Annotated in this window: 15 protein-coding genes; 7 read left to right on the top strand and 8 right to left on the bottom strand. The window is 36.6% G+C overall.

The genetic code is table 11. The features are described from left to right. Positions 1 to 44 precede the first annotated feature (44 nt). The 3 genes from EHQ16_RS13630 to mtnC are packed head-to-tail and all read left to right on the top strand — an operon-like array spanning position 45 to position 3,169. Complete coding sequence (locus EHQ16_RS13630) at positions 45 to 1,070, top strand: hypothetical protein (protein ID WP_135633580.1); 1,026 nt, start codon at positions 45 to 47, stop codon at positions 1,068 to 1,070. Continuing rightward, complete coding sequence (locus EHQ16_RS13635) at positions 1,067 to 2,425, top strand: MFS transporter (protein WP_135633579.1); 1,359 nt, start codon at positions 1,067 to 1,069, stop codon at positions 2,423 to 2,425. The genes EHQ16_RS13630 and EHQ16_RS13635 overlap by 4 nt, the downstream gene beginning before the upstream one ends. A 15-nt stretch (positions 2,426 to 2,440) precedes the next feature. Further along, entirely contained in the window at positions 2,441 to 3,169 is a 729-nt protein-coding gene (gene mtnC / locus EHQ16_RS13640) for an acireductone synthase (RefSeq protein WP_135633578.1), read from the top strand. Here the strand turns inward: mtnC and EHQ16_RS13645 are convergent. Both EHQ16_RS13645 and EHQ16_RS13650 read right to left on the bottom strand, forming a co-directional pair. After that, positions 3,166 to 3,396: a prokaryotic cytochrome C oxidase subunit IV gene (locus EHQ16_RS13645; RefSeq protein ID WP_135633576.1), complete on the bottom strand. Its 231-nt coding sequence runs from the start codon at positions 3,394 to 3,396 to the stop codon at positions 3,166 to 3,168. The two genes, mtnC and EHQ16_RS13645, sit on opposite strands and share 4 nt — an antisense overlap. An 8-nt stretch (positions 3,397 to 3,404) precedes the next feature. Continuing rightward, positions 3,405 to 3,977 (bottom strand): cytochrome c oxidase subunit 3, encoded by a 573-nt coding sequence (locus EHQ16_RS13650; protein ID WP_135633574.1) that lies wholly within the window; start codon positions 3,975 to 3,977, stop codon positions 3,405 to 3,407. Positions 3,978 to 4,286: 309 nt separating this feature from the next. On the opposite strand from EHQ16_RS13650, the gene EHQ16_RS13655 reads away from it, so the two are divergent. The 4 genes from EHQ16_RS13655 to EHQ16_RS13670 are packed head-to-tail and all read left to right on the top strand — an operon-like array spanning position 4,287 to position 8,918. Then, a complete protein-coding gene (locus EHQ16_RS13655; RefSeq protein ID WP_135633573.1) occupies positions 4,287 to 4,991 on the top strand; it encodes a c-type cytochrome in 705 nt (234 codons plus the stop codon). Between the two features lie 9 nt (positions 4,992 to 5,000). Continuing rightward, a complete protein-coding gene (locus EHQ16_RS13660) occupies positions 5,001 to 6,350 on the top strand; it encodes a cbb3-type cytochrome c oxidase subunit I (protein ID WP_135583031.1) in 1,350 nt (449 codons plus the stop codon). A 3-nt stretch (positions 6,351 to 6,353) separates the two neighbouring features. Beyond that, complete coding sequence (locus EHQ16_RS13665) at positions 6,354 to 7,136, top strand: CbbQ/NirQ/NorQ/GpvN family protein (RefSeq protein WP_135633570.1); 783 nt, start codon at positions 6,354 to 6,356, stop codon at positions 7,134 to 7,136. Between the two features lie 9 nt (positions 7,137 to 7,145). Further along, positions 7,146 to 8,918, top strand: coding sequence for a nitric oxide reductase activation protein NorD (locus EHQ16_RS13670; protein ID WP_135633569.1), 1,773 nt, complete (start codon positions 7,146 to 7,148; stop codon positions 8,916 to 8,918). 10 nt (positions 8,919 to 8,928) lie between these two features. Here EHQ16_RS13670 and EHQ16_RS13675 read toward each other — a convergent pair whose 3' ends face one another. From EHQ16_RS13675 to EHQ16_RS13700, 6 genes are read right to left on the bottom strand one after another with little or no spacing between them, the layout of a single operon-like run. Beyond that, on the bottom strand, positions 8,929 to 10,155 hold the full coding sequence (locus EHQ16_RS13675) for an NnrS family protein (RefSeq protein ID WP_135633567.1): 1,227 nt from the start codon (positions 10,153 to 10,155) through the stop codon (positions 8,929 to 8,931). 50 nt (positions 10,156 to 10,205) lie between these two features. Then, positions 10,206 to 10,832 carry a Crp/Fnr family transcriptional regulator gene (locus tag EHQ16_RS13680; RefSeq protein WP_135633565.1) on the bottom strand — a complete coding sequence of 209 codons (627 nt, stop codon included), beginning with the start codon at positions 10,830 to 10,832 and terminating at the stop codon, positions 10,206 to 10,208. A 14-nt stretch (positions 10,833 to 10,846) separates the two neighbouring features. Further along, positions 10,847 to 12,844 carry a 7TM-DISM domain-containing protein gene (locus tag EHQ16_RS13685; RefSeq protein WP_135633563.1) on the bottom strand — a complete coding sequence of 666 codons (1,998 nt, stop codon included), beginning with the start codon at positions 12,842 to 12,844 and terminating at the stop codon, positions 10,847 to 10,849. After that, the gene (locus EHQ16_RS13690; RefSeq protein ID WP_135633561.1) at positions 12,841 to 14,820 is read right to left on the bottom strand and encodes a sensor histidine kinase; all 1,980 of its coding nucleotides are present in this window, start codon (positions 14,818 to 14,820) and stop codon (positions 12,841 to 12,843) included. Before EHQ16_RS13690 ends, EHQ16_RS13685 begins: the two co-directional genes overlap by 4 nt. Beyond that, positions 14,817 to 15,740: a flagellar assembly protein FliH gene (gene fliH / locus EHQ16_RS13695; protein ID WP_002973208.1), complete on the bottom strand. Its 924-nt coding sequence runs from the start codon at positions 15,738 to 15,740 to the stop codon at positions 14,817 to 14,819. Before fliH ends, EHQ16_RS13690 begins: the two co-directional genes overlap by 4 nt. 4 nt (positions 15,741 to 15,744) lie before the next feature. Next, positions 15,745 to 16,902: a FliG C-terminal domain-containing protein gene (locus tag EHQ16_RS13700; protein WP_135633559.1), complete on the bottom strand. Its 1,158-nt coding sequence runs from the start codon at positions 16,900 to 16,902 to the stop codon at positions 15,745 to 15,747. Positions 16,903 to 16,904: the final 2 nt, after the last annotated feature.

Genomic DNA, 16,904 nt, shown 5'->3' on the forward strand with positions numbered 1-16,904 from the left:
TTTTCACTTGGATTGGAATCGAAAGAACGAGAAAAAGTATCAAAATGTTTCGAAGCCATCTATTTTCAATATTGATTCTCATTTTTCTCTCAAGCAGCAGTTATGCGGAAAAACTTTCCATTTATGGAACCATTCAAAATGGAACAACCGGTGGGTTTGGTAAGGCAGATTCCATTCGAATGTTAGCTTTACAAGGGGCGATGGTTCCTTTAGCAGACATTGGTCCACAATCCGGCAAGTTTCGTTTTCCCGAAACAGAATTGCCTGAAGGTGCACCCATCCTCTTACAAATCCAATACCAAGGTGTGAATTATAATAAAATGATTCCGCCAACTTCTAAGTTTCGTACATCTCCTCAGGATGTTACCGTGTTTGAGAAGGGAGCCGATCGCAAGCAAGTGGCTGTAAAAAGCTTAATGCAGGTTATGCGAGAGAAAAAGGGTCTTCGTGTTTTTAAATTGTTTTTGATTGATAACTCGAGTAAACCTCCTAAATCCTATGATTCTTCTCTTTCCCCTTTAGAATATTCCGTTGCAGCAGAAGCTACAGAAATTTTAGCACAAATCCAACAGCCAGGAAGTAAGATGGCAATTCCTCTTGGAATTCCTGAAGGAAAAAATGGAGGAAGGATACTCGATCGCGCCATCCTTCCTGGTGTTTCTGAAATGCAAATTTCTTATTTCATCCCAAATGAGTTTGATAAATTCACCGAACGTATGTTAATTGAGTCAGAAAATGGAAAATTCCCTATTTTTGTGAAACCACAAGATATGGAGATCAAAACGGGTGAAGGGACATCGGTCACCAAACTCGATAAAGACGTACCTCCTGGTCTTAGTGCTTATGTTTTAAGTTCGTTGGATTTTGGTACAGCCGTAGAATTTACTTTTTCAGGTGGAAAACCACTTCCAACTATCTCTAACAATACAAATCCAGAAATTTGGAATGGATCTATACTCACAAGTTGGGATCTTTCCCTTTTTGCTGTAGTTGGGTTTCTTGGATTTTTATTTACGCTCTCATTTATTTTTGTCTATCGAAAACAAATAGAAAGGAAAAACAATCCATGAACCAAAAACAAACAAAACGAGAAACAACCTATTTGCGATTCTTTGGCCTCGGCGAACTCGCAGATCATGGATCTAGAGGAATTTTGGCGTTTTGGGTAATTCTTGCACTCACATTCTTTTTGTTTGGTGATCAAAACTTAATTGCACCGAATATGAAAAATATTGCTGCTTCTCTTGGTATTACAAATCAAGCAGAGATCGATTGGAAATTTGGTGCAGAAGTCCCTACGTTATTTTTTATTTTAGGTGCTTTAGTTTCATTATCGATGGGGTATCTTTCACAAGCTTTTTCACGTAAACGTTTGTTAATTGCTGCTGTTTTACTTGGTGAAATTCCGTGTTTTTTATCTGGTTTCGCTACTTCCTATAATGAGTTTTTGATTTTGCGTACACTTTGTGGATTTGGATTGGGGGGAATTTTTCCTTTGATTTATAGTTTGATTGGTGATTATTTTTCAAGTCATTCAAGAGCTATTGCCACTGGTTATGTTTCACTAATGATTGGCCTTGGTGTGGGTGTTGGTCAATTGTTAGGAGGAATTTTAGGTGGAGCTGATCCCATTGATGGCTGGAGGGCTTCCTTCATTTATATGTCAGCACCTTCTTTTCTTTTTGCTCTCATTTATTTAGTGTTTTGTGAAGAACCAAAACGTGGTGGTTCAGAAGAAGTTGACGCAGCAAACACTCTTTCCCACAAAATAACATTCAAAGACTTTAAAATACTTTTTGAAAATAAAACCAACATAGGTGTGTTTTTACAAGGCATTCCTGGTTGTATCCCGTGGGGTGTGTTTTTTGTTTTTTTAGCAGATTATTACGAAAACACTTATCTGTTTTCAAAAGAAGTCGCTGCTGGTATGATCACCTTTGCTGCCATAGGTATTTTTATTGGATCATTTTTTGGGGGAGTTCTTGGTCAGTTACTTTATAATATAAAAAAACAATACCAACCTTTACTCTGCATCTTCTCCATTATATTTGGAATTTTCCCAGCAGTGTATTTGTTATATGCATTTAACATTGTTGGAAATATGGCATTATTTATTGGGCTAAACATAATCACTGGTATACTTATCTCCATCACGGGGCCGAATGTAGGTGCGGTGCTTATCAATGTGAACTCTCCAAAATCAAGAAGTGCTATCTTTTCTCTTTATAACCTGACAGACAATTTGGGAAAAGGTCTTGGGCCTGCAATGTCTGCTGTAATTTTAGGTTTAACAACCGATCGCGCTTTGGCACTATCCTTATCGATTTTGTTTTGGATCCCTTGTGCATTGGCTTGGTTTCTCATTCTTTTTAACTACGAAAAAGATGAAGAAACAATGCGAAATCGTTTGTTAACAGAAGGATAAAATTACTACAGTAATATGATCAAACATAACTTACTCGATATCGAAGGGACAACGGCACCGATTGCCTTTGTCCATCAAATCCTATTTCCTTATGCAAAAAAACATATTGTTACATTTCTGAAGGACTATCAGTTTACGGAAGTTAAATGGGAAGAAATTCGGTTGGAGTTTGAGAAGGATATCGTTTTGAGAGAAGAAAAGTTTGTATCTCGTTTTTCTAAAGGTGAAACTAATTCGAAATCGGAACTTTTGTCTTTTTCTCCTGAAATTGTTCCATCTTATTTTGAATACTTAATTGAGAAGGATCGAAAATTTGGCCCCTTAAAAGAAGTCCAAGGAAAAATCTGGAAACAAGGTTATGAATCGGGTGAAATCAAGAGCACTGTCTATCCAGACGTTCCTGAGTTTTTAAAAAAAGCACAGGAAGATGGGATTCAGAATCATGTGTATTCTTCTGGTTCTGTTGAAGCCCAAATTTTGATTTACCAATATTCAGAGTTAGGTGATTTAAGAAATTATTTTGTTTCTTATTACGATACTGCCGTTGGTGGGAAAAGAGAAAAACAAAGTTATGAGAACATTGCAAAAGAATTAAAATCTTCTCCAAACCAAATACGTTTTTTTACAGATATTGTAGAAGAGGCGGAGGCAGCAAGTGCAGCGGGAATGGATGTGGTGATCTTAAACCGCCCAGGCAATATCCCGCAAAAACCACATTCCTTTCCCGTTTGGGATCATTTTTAAGTTAGAATCCAAATACTAAAAGAATAGATTCCAATCAGTATCGGAAAGGTAACCTTCCAAAATGGATGGGCCTCTTTCAGATTCATAAATACAAAACATATAAATAGAAATTTGACCGCACTCATTAGGATCAAATTCCAATTCCCCGGAATTGTTGTACCCATTCCAAAAAAAGAATAATAAACTATGAATAATAAAATGATATAAGTGATTACGATGCTTTTCATTTTTTCTCCTATTGAATCAAATAGAGTGCAGGATAGAGTAAAAGCCAAATCAAATCGCACATATGCCAAAATACGGCTCCGGCCTCTAAGTTTTCGAACGATATTGTTTTGCGACTGATGTATATGATAAAAAGAATGATCACTCCTACAACTACATGTAAGTAATGAAATCCAGTGAGTAACCAATAATAACTAAAAAAAACATTACCATCCAAATCGAAACCTAAGTTCCATTTTTCTCGAAACTCATAAAATTTAAGAAAAAGAAAAGCAAAGCCAAATACAATAGAAGCAGATAAAAGAATAGAGAAATGGTTCAATTTCAGTTTGGTTTTATAAAATACAGCAAGAGCAATACAAAATCCACTGCTGAGTAGAAAGATTGTATTCCAAAATGCAAAAGTTTTAGTCAGTTGGGATTGCATCATCAAAAAACCACTAGGATCTTTTGATTTATCATACAAAAGCGAACCGATTCCCAAACAGAAAGTCAGAACTTCGACAAGTACAATCATCCAAATAAGGATTCCTCCAGGTGGATACCATAAAGAGGTTTCTTGATTTTGGTTGTTCTGTTGCATAAACTCCTCCAAAGTATAAGCAAATTCTAATGAATCTAAAATTCAATTCATATAACGGAATGAATTTTTATAAAGGATTTATTGGTTTTTGATTCACCAATTCCCTAAACATCCGAACACTCTGTATCATTGTTCTTTGAATGAACGGAGTTCGTAGTAATTTTGATTGATTCTAAGTAGCAAGTAACACATGTTTTATCAATCTATTGCAAATGTTATATTAAAAAATTAGAATCGTACTTGATTTGAATCAATGTAAGATTTATAATCTGCACCTACAATTCAGACAATGAAAATTAGGAGGCAAGGATGCTATCAAAATCGCAAGCCAGGGCATTCTTTTTGGGAGGCACCTTTTTGTTCAGTGCTATCTTTGTGTTTCTCACAGTGGATACCTTGCGACAAAACGATTCCCGAACCAATGCGCAAAACATGACAGCGGATGTTTTGAAAGGAAAGGAAATTTGGGAAAAAAACAATTGTATGGGATGCCATACATTGTTAGGTGAAGGTGCTTATTATGCACCAGATTTAACAAAGGTTGTCGAAAGGCGTGGTGCCACTTGGATCGATGTATTTTTAGATGATCCAGAGGCTATGTTCCCTGGAGAACGTAAGATGATCAAATACAACTTCTCAAAGGAAGAAAAGGGGCAGGTCATTGCCTTTCTTGATTGGGTTGGTAAAATTGATGCCAATGGATGGCCACCAAAACCAAATATTCCAATCGATTCTATTGCTACTCCGCAAGTTCCTCAGGTTAAATCAAATGCTGTTGTTTTATCCCAACCGGAAAAGTTCTCGCAACTTTGTGTCGCCTGTCATGCGGTAGGTGGTAAGGGGGGAAACGTTGGTCCTGCTCTTGATCATGTGGGTTCAAAATTCGATTCTGATTATCTCAATCGTTGGTTGTCAGATCCACAAGCAATCAAACCGGGAACTAATATGCCGAAATTGCCGTTAACTGATCCAGAAAGAAAAGACATCGTAACTTATCTTTCTGCGTTGAAATAAGGAGAAACAATGAGATTCCAATCACAAAAGGTCGCATATTGGTTCTTTGCAACTTGTATGTTACTCTTATCTTTACAAATCGTGTATGGCTTCATTATGGGATTTGCTCGTATTGGATTAGATGGACTACATGATTTTATTCCATTTAATACTGCTCGTGCCACACATACAAATTTACTCGTCGTATGGTTGTTAACCGGCTTTATGGGAGCAGCCTATTATATCATTCCCGAAGAATCGGACAGAGAATTATATAGTGTCAAACTTGCTTACATCCAACTTCTATCTTGGGTTGTTGTCGGAGTGATTGCCATTATTGGTTTTCACTTCAATTGGTGGGAAGGCCGTAAATTCTTAGAAATTCCAAGACCACTAGACTATTTGGTTGTTGTGAATGTTTTGACATTTTTGTTTAACATCGCGATGACGATCTGGCAGGCAAAAAAAAGAAGTACAACACAACTTGTTCTCTTCTTTGGTTTGTTATGTGCGGCTTTACTTTATTTACCAGGTATGATCTACTTTGACAACCAAACACTCGATTCCTACTTTCGTTGGTGGGTGGTGCATCTTTGGGTGGAAGGAGTTTGGGAACTCATTATGGGTGGTATCCTTGCCTTCTTACTCATCAAACTTACGGGAGTGGATAGAGAGGTCATTGAAAAATGGTTATACGTTGTTGTTGGTTTAACCTTTCTTTCTGGAATTTTGGGTACGGGTCACCACTACTATTGGATCGGAACTCCTAAGTATTGGCTTATGGTCGGTGGAATTTTTTCTGCTTTAGAACCACTGGCTTTTCTCGGGATGGCGATTTGGGCACTCAATATGTATCGCAAAAAAGGAAAAAATCATCCTAACAAAATTGCTCTTTATTGGACTTTGGGAAGTGCGATGATGTCCTTCATTGGTGCTGGATTTTTAGGTTTTGCACATACTTGGCCTTCCGTCAACCAATGGACTCACGGAACTCTCATCACTGCAATGCATGGACATCTTGCTTTCTGGGGAGCCTACGCTATGTTAGTGTTAGCTGTTATTTCTTATGCGATGCCAAATTTAACTGGGAGAAAACTATTTACTGGAATGTCAGGTTATTTGGCTTTTTGGGCTTCCAATATTGGAATGTTAGGAATGACAGGGGCACTTGCCGTTGCAGGAATCACACAAGTGTATCTGGAGCGTAAATTGGGTATGGACTTCCTTGTAGTTCAAAAAGAAATTATATTCCATTTTATTGGAATGTTACTTGCGGCTACTCTTTTTACTGTTGGTATCGCTTACTTTATTGTGGATTTCATTCGACATGGCCTTCCTTCAAATGAAGCTGTTGGAAAAAATCTTGGTGATCTCGATTAATTTATGTTAACGAAGAAAATACCCTATTACGAACCAACCGGTAAGGAAATAGAAATTTTTCAAATGGCGGCAGAGAATTCTCTGCCGCTTTTATTGAAAGGTCCCACTGGATCTGGTAAGTCTCGATTTTTGGAATATATGGCTCACCTGATGGGTCGTAGGCTCATTACTATTTTGTGTAACGATGAAACATCTTCTGTGGATCTCGTCGGAAGATTTTTAGTAAAAGGAGCTGATACCATTTGGATGGATGGTCCCTTAACAACAGGAGTCAAAGAAGGAGCCATTGTTTATTTGGATGAAATTGCGGAAGCAAGACCTGATACACTAGTAACCATTCACTCTTTAACTGACCATCGCCGTACCTTATTTTTAGAAAGGAAAAATGAAGAGGTAAGTGCACACCCTGACTTTTTACTCGTAGCATCTTATAATCCAGGATACCAAAGAGGATTTAAGGAATTAAAACCTTCCACCAAACAACGATTTCTTGGAATGGACTTTCCTTATCCGAAAAGTGCTATGGAAGAAAAAATCATTGTGGGGGAAACGGGCATCAGTGAAACACTAGCCAAAAAGTTAGTTCAATTTGCTGCTCTTGTTAGGAATAAACCAGAGTTAGGTTTGGCGGAGACTGTTTCAACAAGACTTCTTGTTTCTTGTGCAAAATTAATGGCAAAGGGTCTACCGGCTAGACTTGCAGGCAGGACAGCAATCATTTTGCCACTTTCCGATGACCAAGACACCATCGCTGCCTTACAGGACAGCTTTGATTTGATTTTTTAGGTCATAACATTGGAATGGGATCAGTTTGTATTTTACCAGGGTCATAAACTTTGGAAAAAAATTCGTAAAAAACTCACGCCGCCTAATCCGTATTATAGATATCGGATGGAGTTAGAAGAAGGCCGAATCCTAAGATATTTACAGACATTAAAAAATGAACCAACCACTCTGATATTCGGTGGGGAAAATATAATTTTTGGACAAAACTATTTGAAATTTCCGGAAGTGGTTCACTTGTTTTTATCTGAATCCATTTCCAAGAAATATGTAAGGATCTTACTTGCCTATCTCGCTTATCTTTTTAATCTCAAGGAAGTTCGAGCAAGGGAAAATGAGGATAAAAAAAAGCTAAATGAAGTAATACCTATACCTACTATCCAGTTTTATTATTTATTTCGAAATTTTTTAAATGTATTTCCTGGCATTCGTAGTGATTGGAAAGAAATTCGAATCGAGAGATTAAAAATTCGAAATAAAGATTTAACACAATACAAAAAAGCCACTTCTATATTCACTCATGCAACTTCATTGCTCTCTGATTTAAAACATGAGTTTCCCTCAGGAAAAGATTTTATATCGAAGTCTGAGAAAGAAAAAGTAAAGTCCAAAGAGTCAAAACAAAAATTGGATCCAAGTGATGTCGAAGTTTTGGAAGTGGATGAGAAAAAAATAGAAGAATATACATTAGGTCATAATTTTGAAAAAATTGAAACTGTAGAAGAGTTTGATGGACAATGGCGTGACATTGATGGTGAAGAAGATATGGATGAAGAGGAGGCCCTACAAGAGCTAAATTTAAAACATATCATTAGAACTGAAGATCCCGTCCATACCACTCGAACTAGTGAATCCGGATCTGGAACAACATTGGAAATTTTAGATGAAAAGGATATTGGAAATCATTTTTCTTATCCAGAGTGGGATTATAAACTAAAAAACTATAAACCAGATTATTGTAATGTGGTAGAAGAGTTTCCCAAACAGAAAGACATCCATTATACAAAACAAATATTAGAGAAACAACATTCCACTCTAGTGCAACTGAAAAAGAAGATGATGGCACTCTTAAACCAAACGCGAATCAAAAAGAGATTGGCGGCGGGTACCGATATTGATTTGGATGCTCTTGTTGATCGCTATGCTGACATCAAAGCAAAGATTAGTCCTTCAGAAACAATTTATATGAATCCCATTCGTGATGTTTCAGACATGGTATTGTATTTTCTAGTTGATATCAGTTTGTCTACAGATTCATGGATCCAGGAAAAAAGAATTTTAGATGTGGAGAGGGAAAGTTTACTTCTATTTTCAGAATGTTTAGAAGAACTAAAAATTCCTTTTGGAATTGCTGGTTTTTATTCCAGAACTCGTAATTTTAATCAATTCCTACATTTGAAACAGTTAAAGGAACCTTGGAGTTCTGCCCGTGATCGATTGGGGTCATTATCGCCAATTGGATACACTCGTGTTGGTCCTGCACTTCGTCATACGAGTTCCATACTAAAACAAACATCTTATAAACAAAAGTGGATCATTCTTATCACCGACGCTCGTCCCAATGATTATGATAAATATGAAGGAAAGTATGGGATTGAAGATGTGAATAAATCTGTCGGTGAATGTTTGTTAAATGGAGTTCAGGTATTTACTTTGGCAATTGGAACTGAGGAAAAACCAACAATTCCATCGATGATGAGAAATGCTAGTTATCAAATGTTGTTTCATCCAGAAAGGCTCCTCGATTCTCTGCAAGAATTCTTTCGAAGAGCCATAAGAGTTTAAACCTTGGATTTTAGGATGGTTTTCCATCTGGTCTTGGGCTAAATAAAATCTTTGTGTATTGGAGGATGAATAAAGCAAATGCTAGAATCCAAGCGATTCCGGAGAGATGGTAAGCCAAATTATACTTTCCGATGAGAGGAAGGAAAACTCTGGCCATTACTGCAAAATTCAAAATGATATAGGCACCCACTGTGAGTGGTGATGCTACAATACTCCTTCCCGTATGCCCCAAACTCACTCGAGTGATCATACCATATATAAAAACTCCAATTCCTCCAACAGTCAAACTGTGAATTGCTGAAGATACGGGAAAGTATCCGAGAGAGACCAAACTATAGAATAAAAATCCTAAACAAACCCAAAAGTAACCTGTATACAAAATCCATAGAATTGGTTTTTGATATGATTTCCAAGGTTTCCATGAAATGAATCTGACAGTGTTTGTGACAAATAAAGAAAAACAAATTAGAAATGAAATGATTAGTAGAATGTCGATTAGATTTATATTATCTATATGAATGTTGATTGAACCATTGGGTGCTAAAAAGAATTCAATCAGTTTTAAAATATAAAAAGCAAAAGGTAAGTAGGTAATAACAGATTCTAGTTTTGGCATTCGTTTGAAGGAATATCCTTGAATGACCACTCCAGAAAAAAATGGAACCACTCTTCCTCCAATAATTAAAATGAGAAAAAGTATTACAAAAATACTTAAATGGACATATAATAATGTTTGTTCTGGATCTAAAACTGAACGGGCCGAAAAACCAGCTAACAAATGGAAAATGGTAAAAATTCCATAATGAAAAACAATTGGTTTGTTGTGTTTTTGAGTTGGAACCATCAATTTTGGGTAGAGTAGGAAAATAACCATAAGATCCGAACTTATGTCTAAACCAAAAGACAAATAAGATAAAAATCCAAGTGGATACATTGAAAATCTTCCCAAGGCCCAAAAGAGTAATAGAAAAAATAAATTTTTCCCCTTTAAGATGCTTGAGTTAGTCCAGTTTTGGACTGCCGTAAAAAGAAAACCAAGGACAATCGCTTTTGAAAATCCAAAAACCATTTCATAAGCATGCCAATGGATCGAATTTATCTGAATTGGATTCGGAATTGTATTCGAAAGCACAAGTAACCAAAATCCAATCACCACAATGCTATACAAAGAACCGAACCAAAAAAAAGGGCGGAAAGCTGTGTTCCAAAAACTTAAACCAAAGAATGAAGTCTTCATAATATGATGCTAATAAAAATTAGAATCATTTCATTGATACAAATCAAGAATTAAGCTAAAATTTTAAGTAATCCTTCTTTGTCTAGAATGCTGATTTCCCCTTTTTGGGTATCCACAAGACCTTGGTCTTTTAGTTGTTTAAGGATTCTTGAGAATGTTTCCGGTCTTAAATAAAGAAGAGATGCCATTTGTGTTTGTTTTAGCTGTAGGGAATCAGGGGTTCCATAAAATAAAAAATGTGCAACCCTTTGCATCGCATCCATTGTGAGTCCACGATTGATTGCTAAATTTAAAGTTTCGATTTTATTCATCAGTGAATGCATAAGGATATGATTCAGTTCAATGTTTTTATGAATTCGACTTTGTACCTCTGTGAGAGGCATTCGTAAGATTGTGCTTTTTTTAGTAAATCTTCCCGAAGCAGGATAGGGTATTCCTTGGATCACTGCCCATTCCGCGATAATACTCACGGGTCGAAAAAAAGTTAAAGTGACTTCATTCATATTCCCATCATATTTGAACACTTGCAAATCACCTGTTACAAGTAAGTCCATATAGGCAACTTCATCTCCACCATGGAATAAAAATTCATCCTTAGAATAAGTAAGCTCCTGGCATCCTTCAAAGGCCTTCATCAAGGATTCGGAATTTAGTTGTGTGAGATACTTAATGATCATAAAATCAATTCGTATTATTTTTTCTTTTTGAAATTAGGGATTTTAATTTCAGTTTCTCTGAGAAATTTCCAATAGCGTTTGAGTGTCACTTTCCAATCTTCCTTTTGAGATTTGGTAGGAGACGACTTAGAATTGATTTCTGATTCTTTGATTGGTTGTAATTCTGATACAGGAACAATCGCAGCTATACCTAAATCAATTTTTAAATATTTCTTTTTGATGATTTTGAAATCGATTTTTGCACCTAACAAGCGAACAATTTCAAGGATGATGGCCCATTTTACTTTTACGGGAGTGAGGGTGTTGTAGTTTTCAACTAAATCACTAAATAATCTCTGAGAGACTTTAGGGTTACTATGAAATAATAAAAATCGGAAGTGAACATTCCCTCTCAAATCTTGAGTGATGATCAAATCATTATGATTGAATTCTTTGAATGGAGGAAAATCAACTAACCTTACAACGACAGAGTTGATTAAATCTAAACTATTGTGAATTTCTGTTTCTGGATTTACTTTGATAGAGTAAGTGATGTCATCTTCCGGAATCACTTCGTTGATAAAGGAGATAAAGTTTACTTGTTCTTTGAATGGAACTTCTTTTAATACTTCTAATCTTGAGAGTTCAATGATATCATCCATAACATTATCAATGGATGATTGGACATCGATTACTTCTTTTACTAAGTTTTTATCCTTCGTTTTTTGTGTGGATTCACGAAATGCAATGAGTTTCTCTTTCATTGATTTCAAAGGGCCTGAAATCATTGCATCCATATAATAAAAAATCTTTTCGCGGAGTGAGTCTGCTTCCTTCAATCTTTCATATCGATTTTGGAGTTTTCGTTTCATAATCAAAAACTGGAATCGTAGAGCAAGTGTCATCAAAATCAAATATACTAAGAAACTTGTTTCTAAAGAAGAAGGTGAGTTAAGATATCCTCTTTCAATTAATATTTCTTTTAAAATTGAATAAAGTAAATATATGAGTGCAAGTAAGTGGATTGTGGATCCACGAGTTTGGTCTCGGAATTTGTTAAAAGTTACATAGATGGCATAACCTATCACAGCGAGTAAATGGATGTCCCAATATCCAATAAAGTTATACCAGAATACAGGATTCTGAATGATCGCAAAAACTGCGATAAAGAAGAACTGCATGAATAGATAAATTCTTTGGTACTTAAAAGGTTTTAATTCAAAAAAGTCCTGAATGAATTTAATAAACCCATAAGGCAAAATTAATAAAAAAGAATACTCGATGAATTTTAAAATCGCGAACTGGTTGATTAGAAAAAACCTAACTTCGTTTTTGGATAATTCATATGCGGAAAAAATAAGAGCTAAGATACTAAAACTGAAATATTCTTTTTTGTCTCGTAAGTTGAAATAATTGATAAAGAAAAATAATGCAATGAAAAGATAAAAACCTACAAAGATTAGCTCTACTAACGAATCGTAAAGATTACCATTTAATGCTTCTTCATAGGTTACGATACGAATGGGTCCAGTAATGACACCGGCAGAAGTGGATAGTGAGGAATCAATTTTGACAATGAGAACATTTTCCCCTTCCAACAATAAATCATGTGGAATTGGATAAATTCTGGGTCTACCAAAAGCAAACTCATCAGGATCTTTTCCGAAGGCAGAATTATTTTTTCCAATGAGAACTCCATTGATAAATACTTCGTCGGATTGATAAACCTTCCCTAACTGCAAAGCTAAAGATTTTTGGTGTTGTTCTGTTGTGATTTCAAAACTTTTTCGAATCCAGATGGCACCACGATAGGATCGGTTTAAGTTTCGAAAGTTACTAGGGACAGTTGTAATATCTAAATTATTGGCGTTAAACTCGTTACTAAGAATGTCTGCATTATCGTTAAAGTAAATACCCCAGTCATCTCCATCTAAACGGAGTACGATTGTGTTTTCATCAGTGAAACGTGAACAATTACTAACTAATAAAATGAAACTTAAAATTATAATTTTATAAAAACTTAAAAATTTCATTTTTTAGGTTTCTCCGGGATACGAATTGTGAATTTGGCACCCATTCCTTCGCTTGATTTTAAACTCACAGTTCCACCTAAAAATTTTGTCGTGGCTTCCACTAAGGTAAGTCCAATTCCTGCACCAGGGATTTCGTTTTTTTTGTCACGGTATCCTCTGACAAACTTTTGGAAAATGGTTTCCATTTCTAATTGGCTGAGGCCCATCCCTTCATCCATAACAATGAGTTGGTGAAAGCCATCACGATTAAAAAATTCTATACTAATATCTGTTTTGGGGTCAGTGTATTGATAAGCGTTTTCAACAAGGTTTCTTAAAATTGAGAACAATAATTCTTTAGGGAAATAGATTTCCAAATCACCCGGTTTCACTTCCACTGAGGTATTTTTTCTGTATTGTTCCAAATGGTTCTCCACACTTGAAACACAACTTCGGATTAGTTCCGCAACAGAAAAGGATTCGTAAAAAGGAATATAAGTTTTGTCTTCTAGTTTGCGTAGAAGCATTGCTTCTTCTACCATATAACTCATATAAGATATATGGTCTTCTGCTTGTTTGACAGGATCTAATTCTTGTTTAGAGTTAGACTTTGTTTTGGTTTTCTTTTTTGCAGCGGACTTTGTTGTTGTTTGTTCTTTGGTTGTTTTTCCGCTATTCGTTGAAATATTATCTATGGCTTTTTTAATTTTTTCCATTCCTGATTTGAACTCAGAGGATAAATTGATTAAAAAACCAGTTTTGACACGTTCCATTTGGATTAATTCTTTTTCTTGTTCGATAAAGTTTTCTAAACCCAAAACAATATCGTTGGATAGTTGGATGGAAATCATCACAAGAAAAATGAGGAAACCTAAATACAAAGTGCCTGGCATAGAAATGATTATTTCTAATGCCGAGAGACTATCGATTAGAATGGTGGGTAATAACGATGCAATTCCGATGAGAATGAATTTTACTTTTGCAATGTTAGTTTTTCCGTTTTTAACAAACAAATAAATCACAAGACCCATCGCAACTGGTAAAACATAGTTAAAAAGTGCTATGACTAAAATCCAAGTTTTGGGTGTTCTAAAAAATAAAGTAATTACGAATAAAACAAAAAGAAAAACTTCATACACCAGTAAAACGGCATTACGTTTTATCTTTAGATACTGATGCATAAAATTGATAAAAAATATCGGCAAACAAATGAGAACCAAAAGTTCGGCAACATAAGACCAAGTAAAACTTTCAAAAAGGATATCTCTATGTTGGGTTCGAATTAAAACATAAATCCCCATAAAAATAGAAAAAAGCGCAAAGAAAAAGTTTTCACCAGCTCGTCCGCGAACAATGGAACCTACTAAAAAGTAAATTCCCATAAAGATAAATACATAACCACAGACCATCGCAAATGCTTCTTTGGAAAAAGCTGATTCACGTAACAGTCGTTCTTTTGCAATTGTAGGTGCTTCTTTGAGGCCATTTAGGTTTGTGGCTGCATAAATGCGAATTGCCATTATATTAAGGCCTGGTTTGAGAAGGTGAGTGGGCAGGGAATAAATTCTAATTTTTTGAAAGTCAACTTCCATTCGAGGAAGTACGGTTCCTGTTTTATCGATCAGGGTTCCATTTAGGTAAAATTCGTCGATGTCACGAATGCGACCAAGTTGGATGGCAATGGGTTCCACTGGTGTGGTATAGTTTTCGGGTAAAAAGAAAGAACATCTATACCAATGGTATCCTGTTAAGTTTTCAGTTTTTGAAATTCCATAATCAGGAACAGAACGTTTGACCCAGAAAGATTCTTCAACAGTTTCATCTCTCCAATCTAAATTATCTCCTTTACGAAATAACCAATCGGTTTTTAAAACGATTGGTTTTTCGAAAGAGGTGATCATAGTTCCACATGGTTCCGCCGCCAAACTTGATAAAGTTGGTGTTAAAACGAATGCGAACCCGAATACGAGTTGGTAAATGCGGGTTTTCGAAATCATATCGGTTCGACGTTTCGAATAGCCTCTTCGATCTCTTTGAGCTGAGTTGAAATTCTTGCGTCGATTGCTCCCACGTCTGTTTCGATGATAACACCACCACGATCCACTCGAGAATCTTCGTAAATATTGACTTTGCGAAGTGATTCCATAAGTTTGATGAGTTCGTCTTTGTGTGCTGTTGTAAGTTCCAAGTCAGCAAAGTTAACACGAATGTCGATACGGTCACGATCTTTGATTCGTTTCATTGCTTCTCGAATGTTGTTGAGTACAATTTCTTTACGTTCAATGATTTCGTCTTTGATTACTTTTCTTGCGATGACAAGAATCATTTCTACCATTTGTTTTTCGGAGGCAGCAATCATTTCTTCACGAATATCGATCGCCTTACCAATGATAGTTCCTAGTCGGTCAATGAGTCGCCTAACTTCCCCTTGGCCTTTTTTAAATCCAACTTCTCGACCTGCATCATAACCTTTTTGATATGCTTCGTGTTCAATCTCAGCCTGTTTCATTTCGGCTTCTTTGATCATACGTTCGACTTCCATCTTAGCACGATCTAAGATTTGTTCCGCTTTGGCACGGCCGGAGTCTTCTTCTAGTTTGATTTTTTCTTTGGAATCTTGAACCATTTGGAAGGCTTTGGTTCTACCTTCTTCTTCAATGGCTTTCGCTTGTTTTTTTGCGTCTTCTAATAATTGACGAACTTGTTCTTCTGTTTCTTGGCGATACCTTTGGAGTTCCGCTTCGATCTCTTCAATCGATGGACCTTGGTACTGTTCGATGATATTCCCTTCTTGGTCTATCTCGAAGTCTTCTTGTTCGTCGGTTTTATGAAATTTTTTGTACTTATCAGGAAGTTGGATCTCAACTTCTTCTTGTAAGTCGGCAATTTGGATTGGTTTAAAGACGAGTTTTGCCATATACTTACTTCAATCTCCAGAGTTTCACTTTGCCCTCATCCATTGCCTCCCGCAAGCGATCTAAGATTCCCTTTTGGGCTTCTTCGATTTCTGCTAAAGAGACAGGACCTAACGAATCCCATTCGATCTTTATTTCTTTCACAAGCCAAGATTCCAAATTGGAATAAACTTGATCGCGAAATTCTGTTTCCACTCCCTTCAATGCGCAAGCAATGACAAGAGGGTGGATCTCAGAAAAGAACCGAGTGAGGCTCGTCCTTCCTAAATGAAGGAGGTCTTCCAAACGAAAGTAGTGTTCTACTATAGTTTCGGCATATTCTGGGCTTTTTTTCTGAATTCGTTCAATTAAATTTTGAGATGGCAAAAAAGGAAGTCGAGTCAGAATTTCACCTGCCGTTTTTGCTTTGCGGCTGCGGATCTTCGAAACTGGCATTTTTTTCTGGATGAGTTCCATTTTGAACCGAAAGAAGCGCTCCAACTGATCCCTTTCCTGGTCTGAATGGTAGTCAATTTCAGAAAGTGCCAAAATGATCTCTTCCCTGTGACTTTCAGGGTATTCGGCTAAAACTTCTGAGGCAGATTCCGGGTCGGAAAAACTGAGAACTCGGGCAATGACTTCCGAAGATTCATCCATGGTCAGATTTCTGAGCATTTCCAGAGAAAACTTGGGAAGTTCGGACCAAATGGGGCCCACGCGTTTGGAATCTTCCTCTTTTAATATTTCTTCGAGTAGCGAATACAGTTCGTTTGTTTCCGGATGTTCGCTATGCGGATATTTCCCGTTGGCTCCGCCGAGAATTTGTGTATGATCATCGTCGTTCGCATAACTGCCCCCGACAGGTGGTTTCCCGTGGGAAGGTGCAGTTTTTCCACCGTTTTTGGGTGAGTATACGTTATTCGTATATTCGCCGTTGTTTCCGGTATAACCACGTCCTTGTGCATTCGGTTTCTGTGAATGACCCCCTTTTTTTTGGAGGAAATTTGTGAAGGAAAGGAGGATGTCTTTTTCCTGCCCTTTGGTTGGGGAGGGATTGGATTCTACCTTTAAAAGGAGGGATTCGATTTCGGAATCACTCAAATGAGCGAACACTTCATCCGGCAAATAGCGGCCTAAGATTTGGTAGGCAAGGGCGGCTTTATTGGAACCTGATGGGGTTTTCATTT

Origin of the sequence: Leptospira kanakyensis (assembly GCF_004769235.1) — a bacterium.
Classification (GTDB): Bacteria; Spirochaetota; Leptospiria; order Leptospirales; family Leptospiraceae; genus Leptospira_A; species Leptospira_A kanakyensis.

What these genes read in the sequence shown, in the direction of transcription:
- EHQ16_RS13630 (WP_135633580.1), top strand. Translation starts at nt 45, where the DNA reads ATGTTTCGAAGCCATCTATTTTCAATATTGATTCTCATTTTTCTCTCA.
- EHQ16_RS13635 (WP_135633579.1), top strand. Translation starts at nt 1,067, where the DNA reads ATGAACCAAAAACAAACAAAACGAGAAACAACCTATTTGCGATTCTTT.
- mtnC (WP_135633578.1), top strand. Translation starts at nt 2,441, where the DNA reads ATGATCAAACATAACTTACTCGATATCGAAGGGACAACGGCACCGATT.
- EHQ16_RS13645 (WP_135633576.1), bottom strand. Translation starts at nt 3,396, where the DNA reads ATGAAAAGCATCGTAATCACTTATATCATTTTATTATTCATAGTTTAT.
- EHQ16_RS13650 (WP_135633574.1), bottom strand. Translation starts at nt 3,977, where the DNA reads ATGCAACAGAACAACCAAAATCAAGAAACCTCTTTATGGTATCCACCT.
- EHQ16_RS13655 (WP_135633573.1), top strand. Translation starts at nt 4,287, where the DNA reads ATGCTATCAAAATCGCAAGCCAGGGCATTCTTTTTGGGAGGCACCTTT.
- EHQ16_RS13660 (WP_135583031.1), top strand. Translation starts at nt 5,001, where the DNA reads ATGAGATTCCAATCACAAAAGGTCGCATATTGGTTCTTTGCAACTTGT.
- EHQ16_RS13665 (WP_135633570.1), top strand. Translation starts at nt 6,354, where the DNA reads ATGTTAACGAAGAAAATACCCTATTACGAACCAACCGGTAAGGAAATA.
- EHQ16_RS13675 (WP_135633567.1), bottom strand. Translation starts at nt 10,155, where the DNA reads ATGAAGACTTCATTCTTTGGTTTAAGTTTTTGGAACACAGCTTTCCGC.
- EHQ16_RS13680 (WP_135633565.1), bottom strand. Translation starts at nt 10,832, where the DNA reads ATGATCATTAAGTATCTCACACAACTAAATTCCGAATCCTTGATGAAG.
- EHQ16_RS13685 (WP_135633563.1), bottom strand. Translation starts at nt 12,844, where the DNA reads ATGAAATTTTTAAGTTTTTATAAAATTATAATTTTAAGTTTCATTTTA.
- EHQ16_RS13690 (WP_135633561.1), bottom strand. Translation starts at nt 14,820, where the DNA reads ATGATTTCGAAAACCCGCATTTACCAACTCGTATTCGGGTTCGCATTC.
- fliH (WP_002973208.1), bottom strand. Translation starts at nt 15,740, where the DNA reads ATGGCAAAACTCGTCTTTAAACCAATCCAAATTGCCGACTTACAAGAA.
- EHQ16_RS13700 (WP_135633559.1), bottom strand. Translation starts at nt 16,902, where the DNA reads ATGAAAACCCCATCAGGTTCCAATAAAGCCGCCCTTGCCTACCAAATC.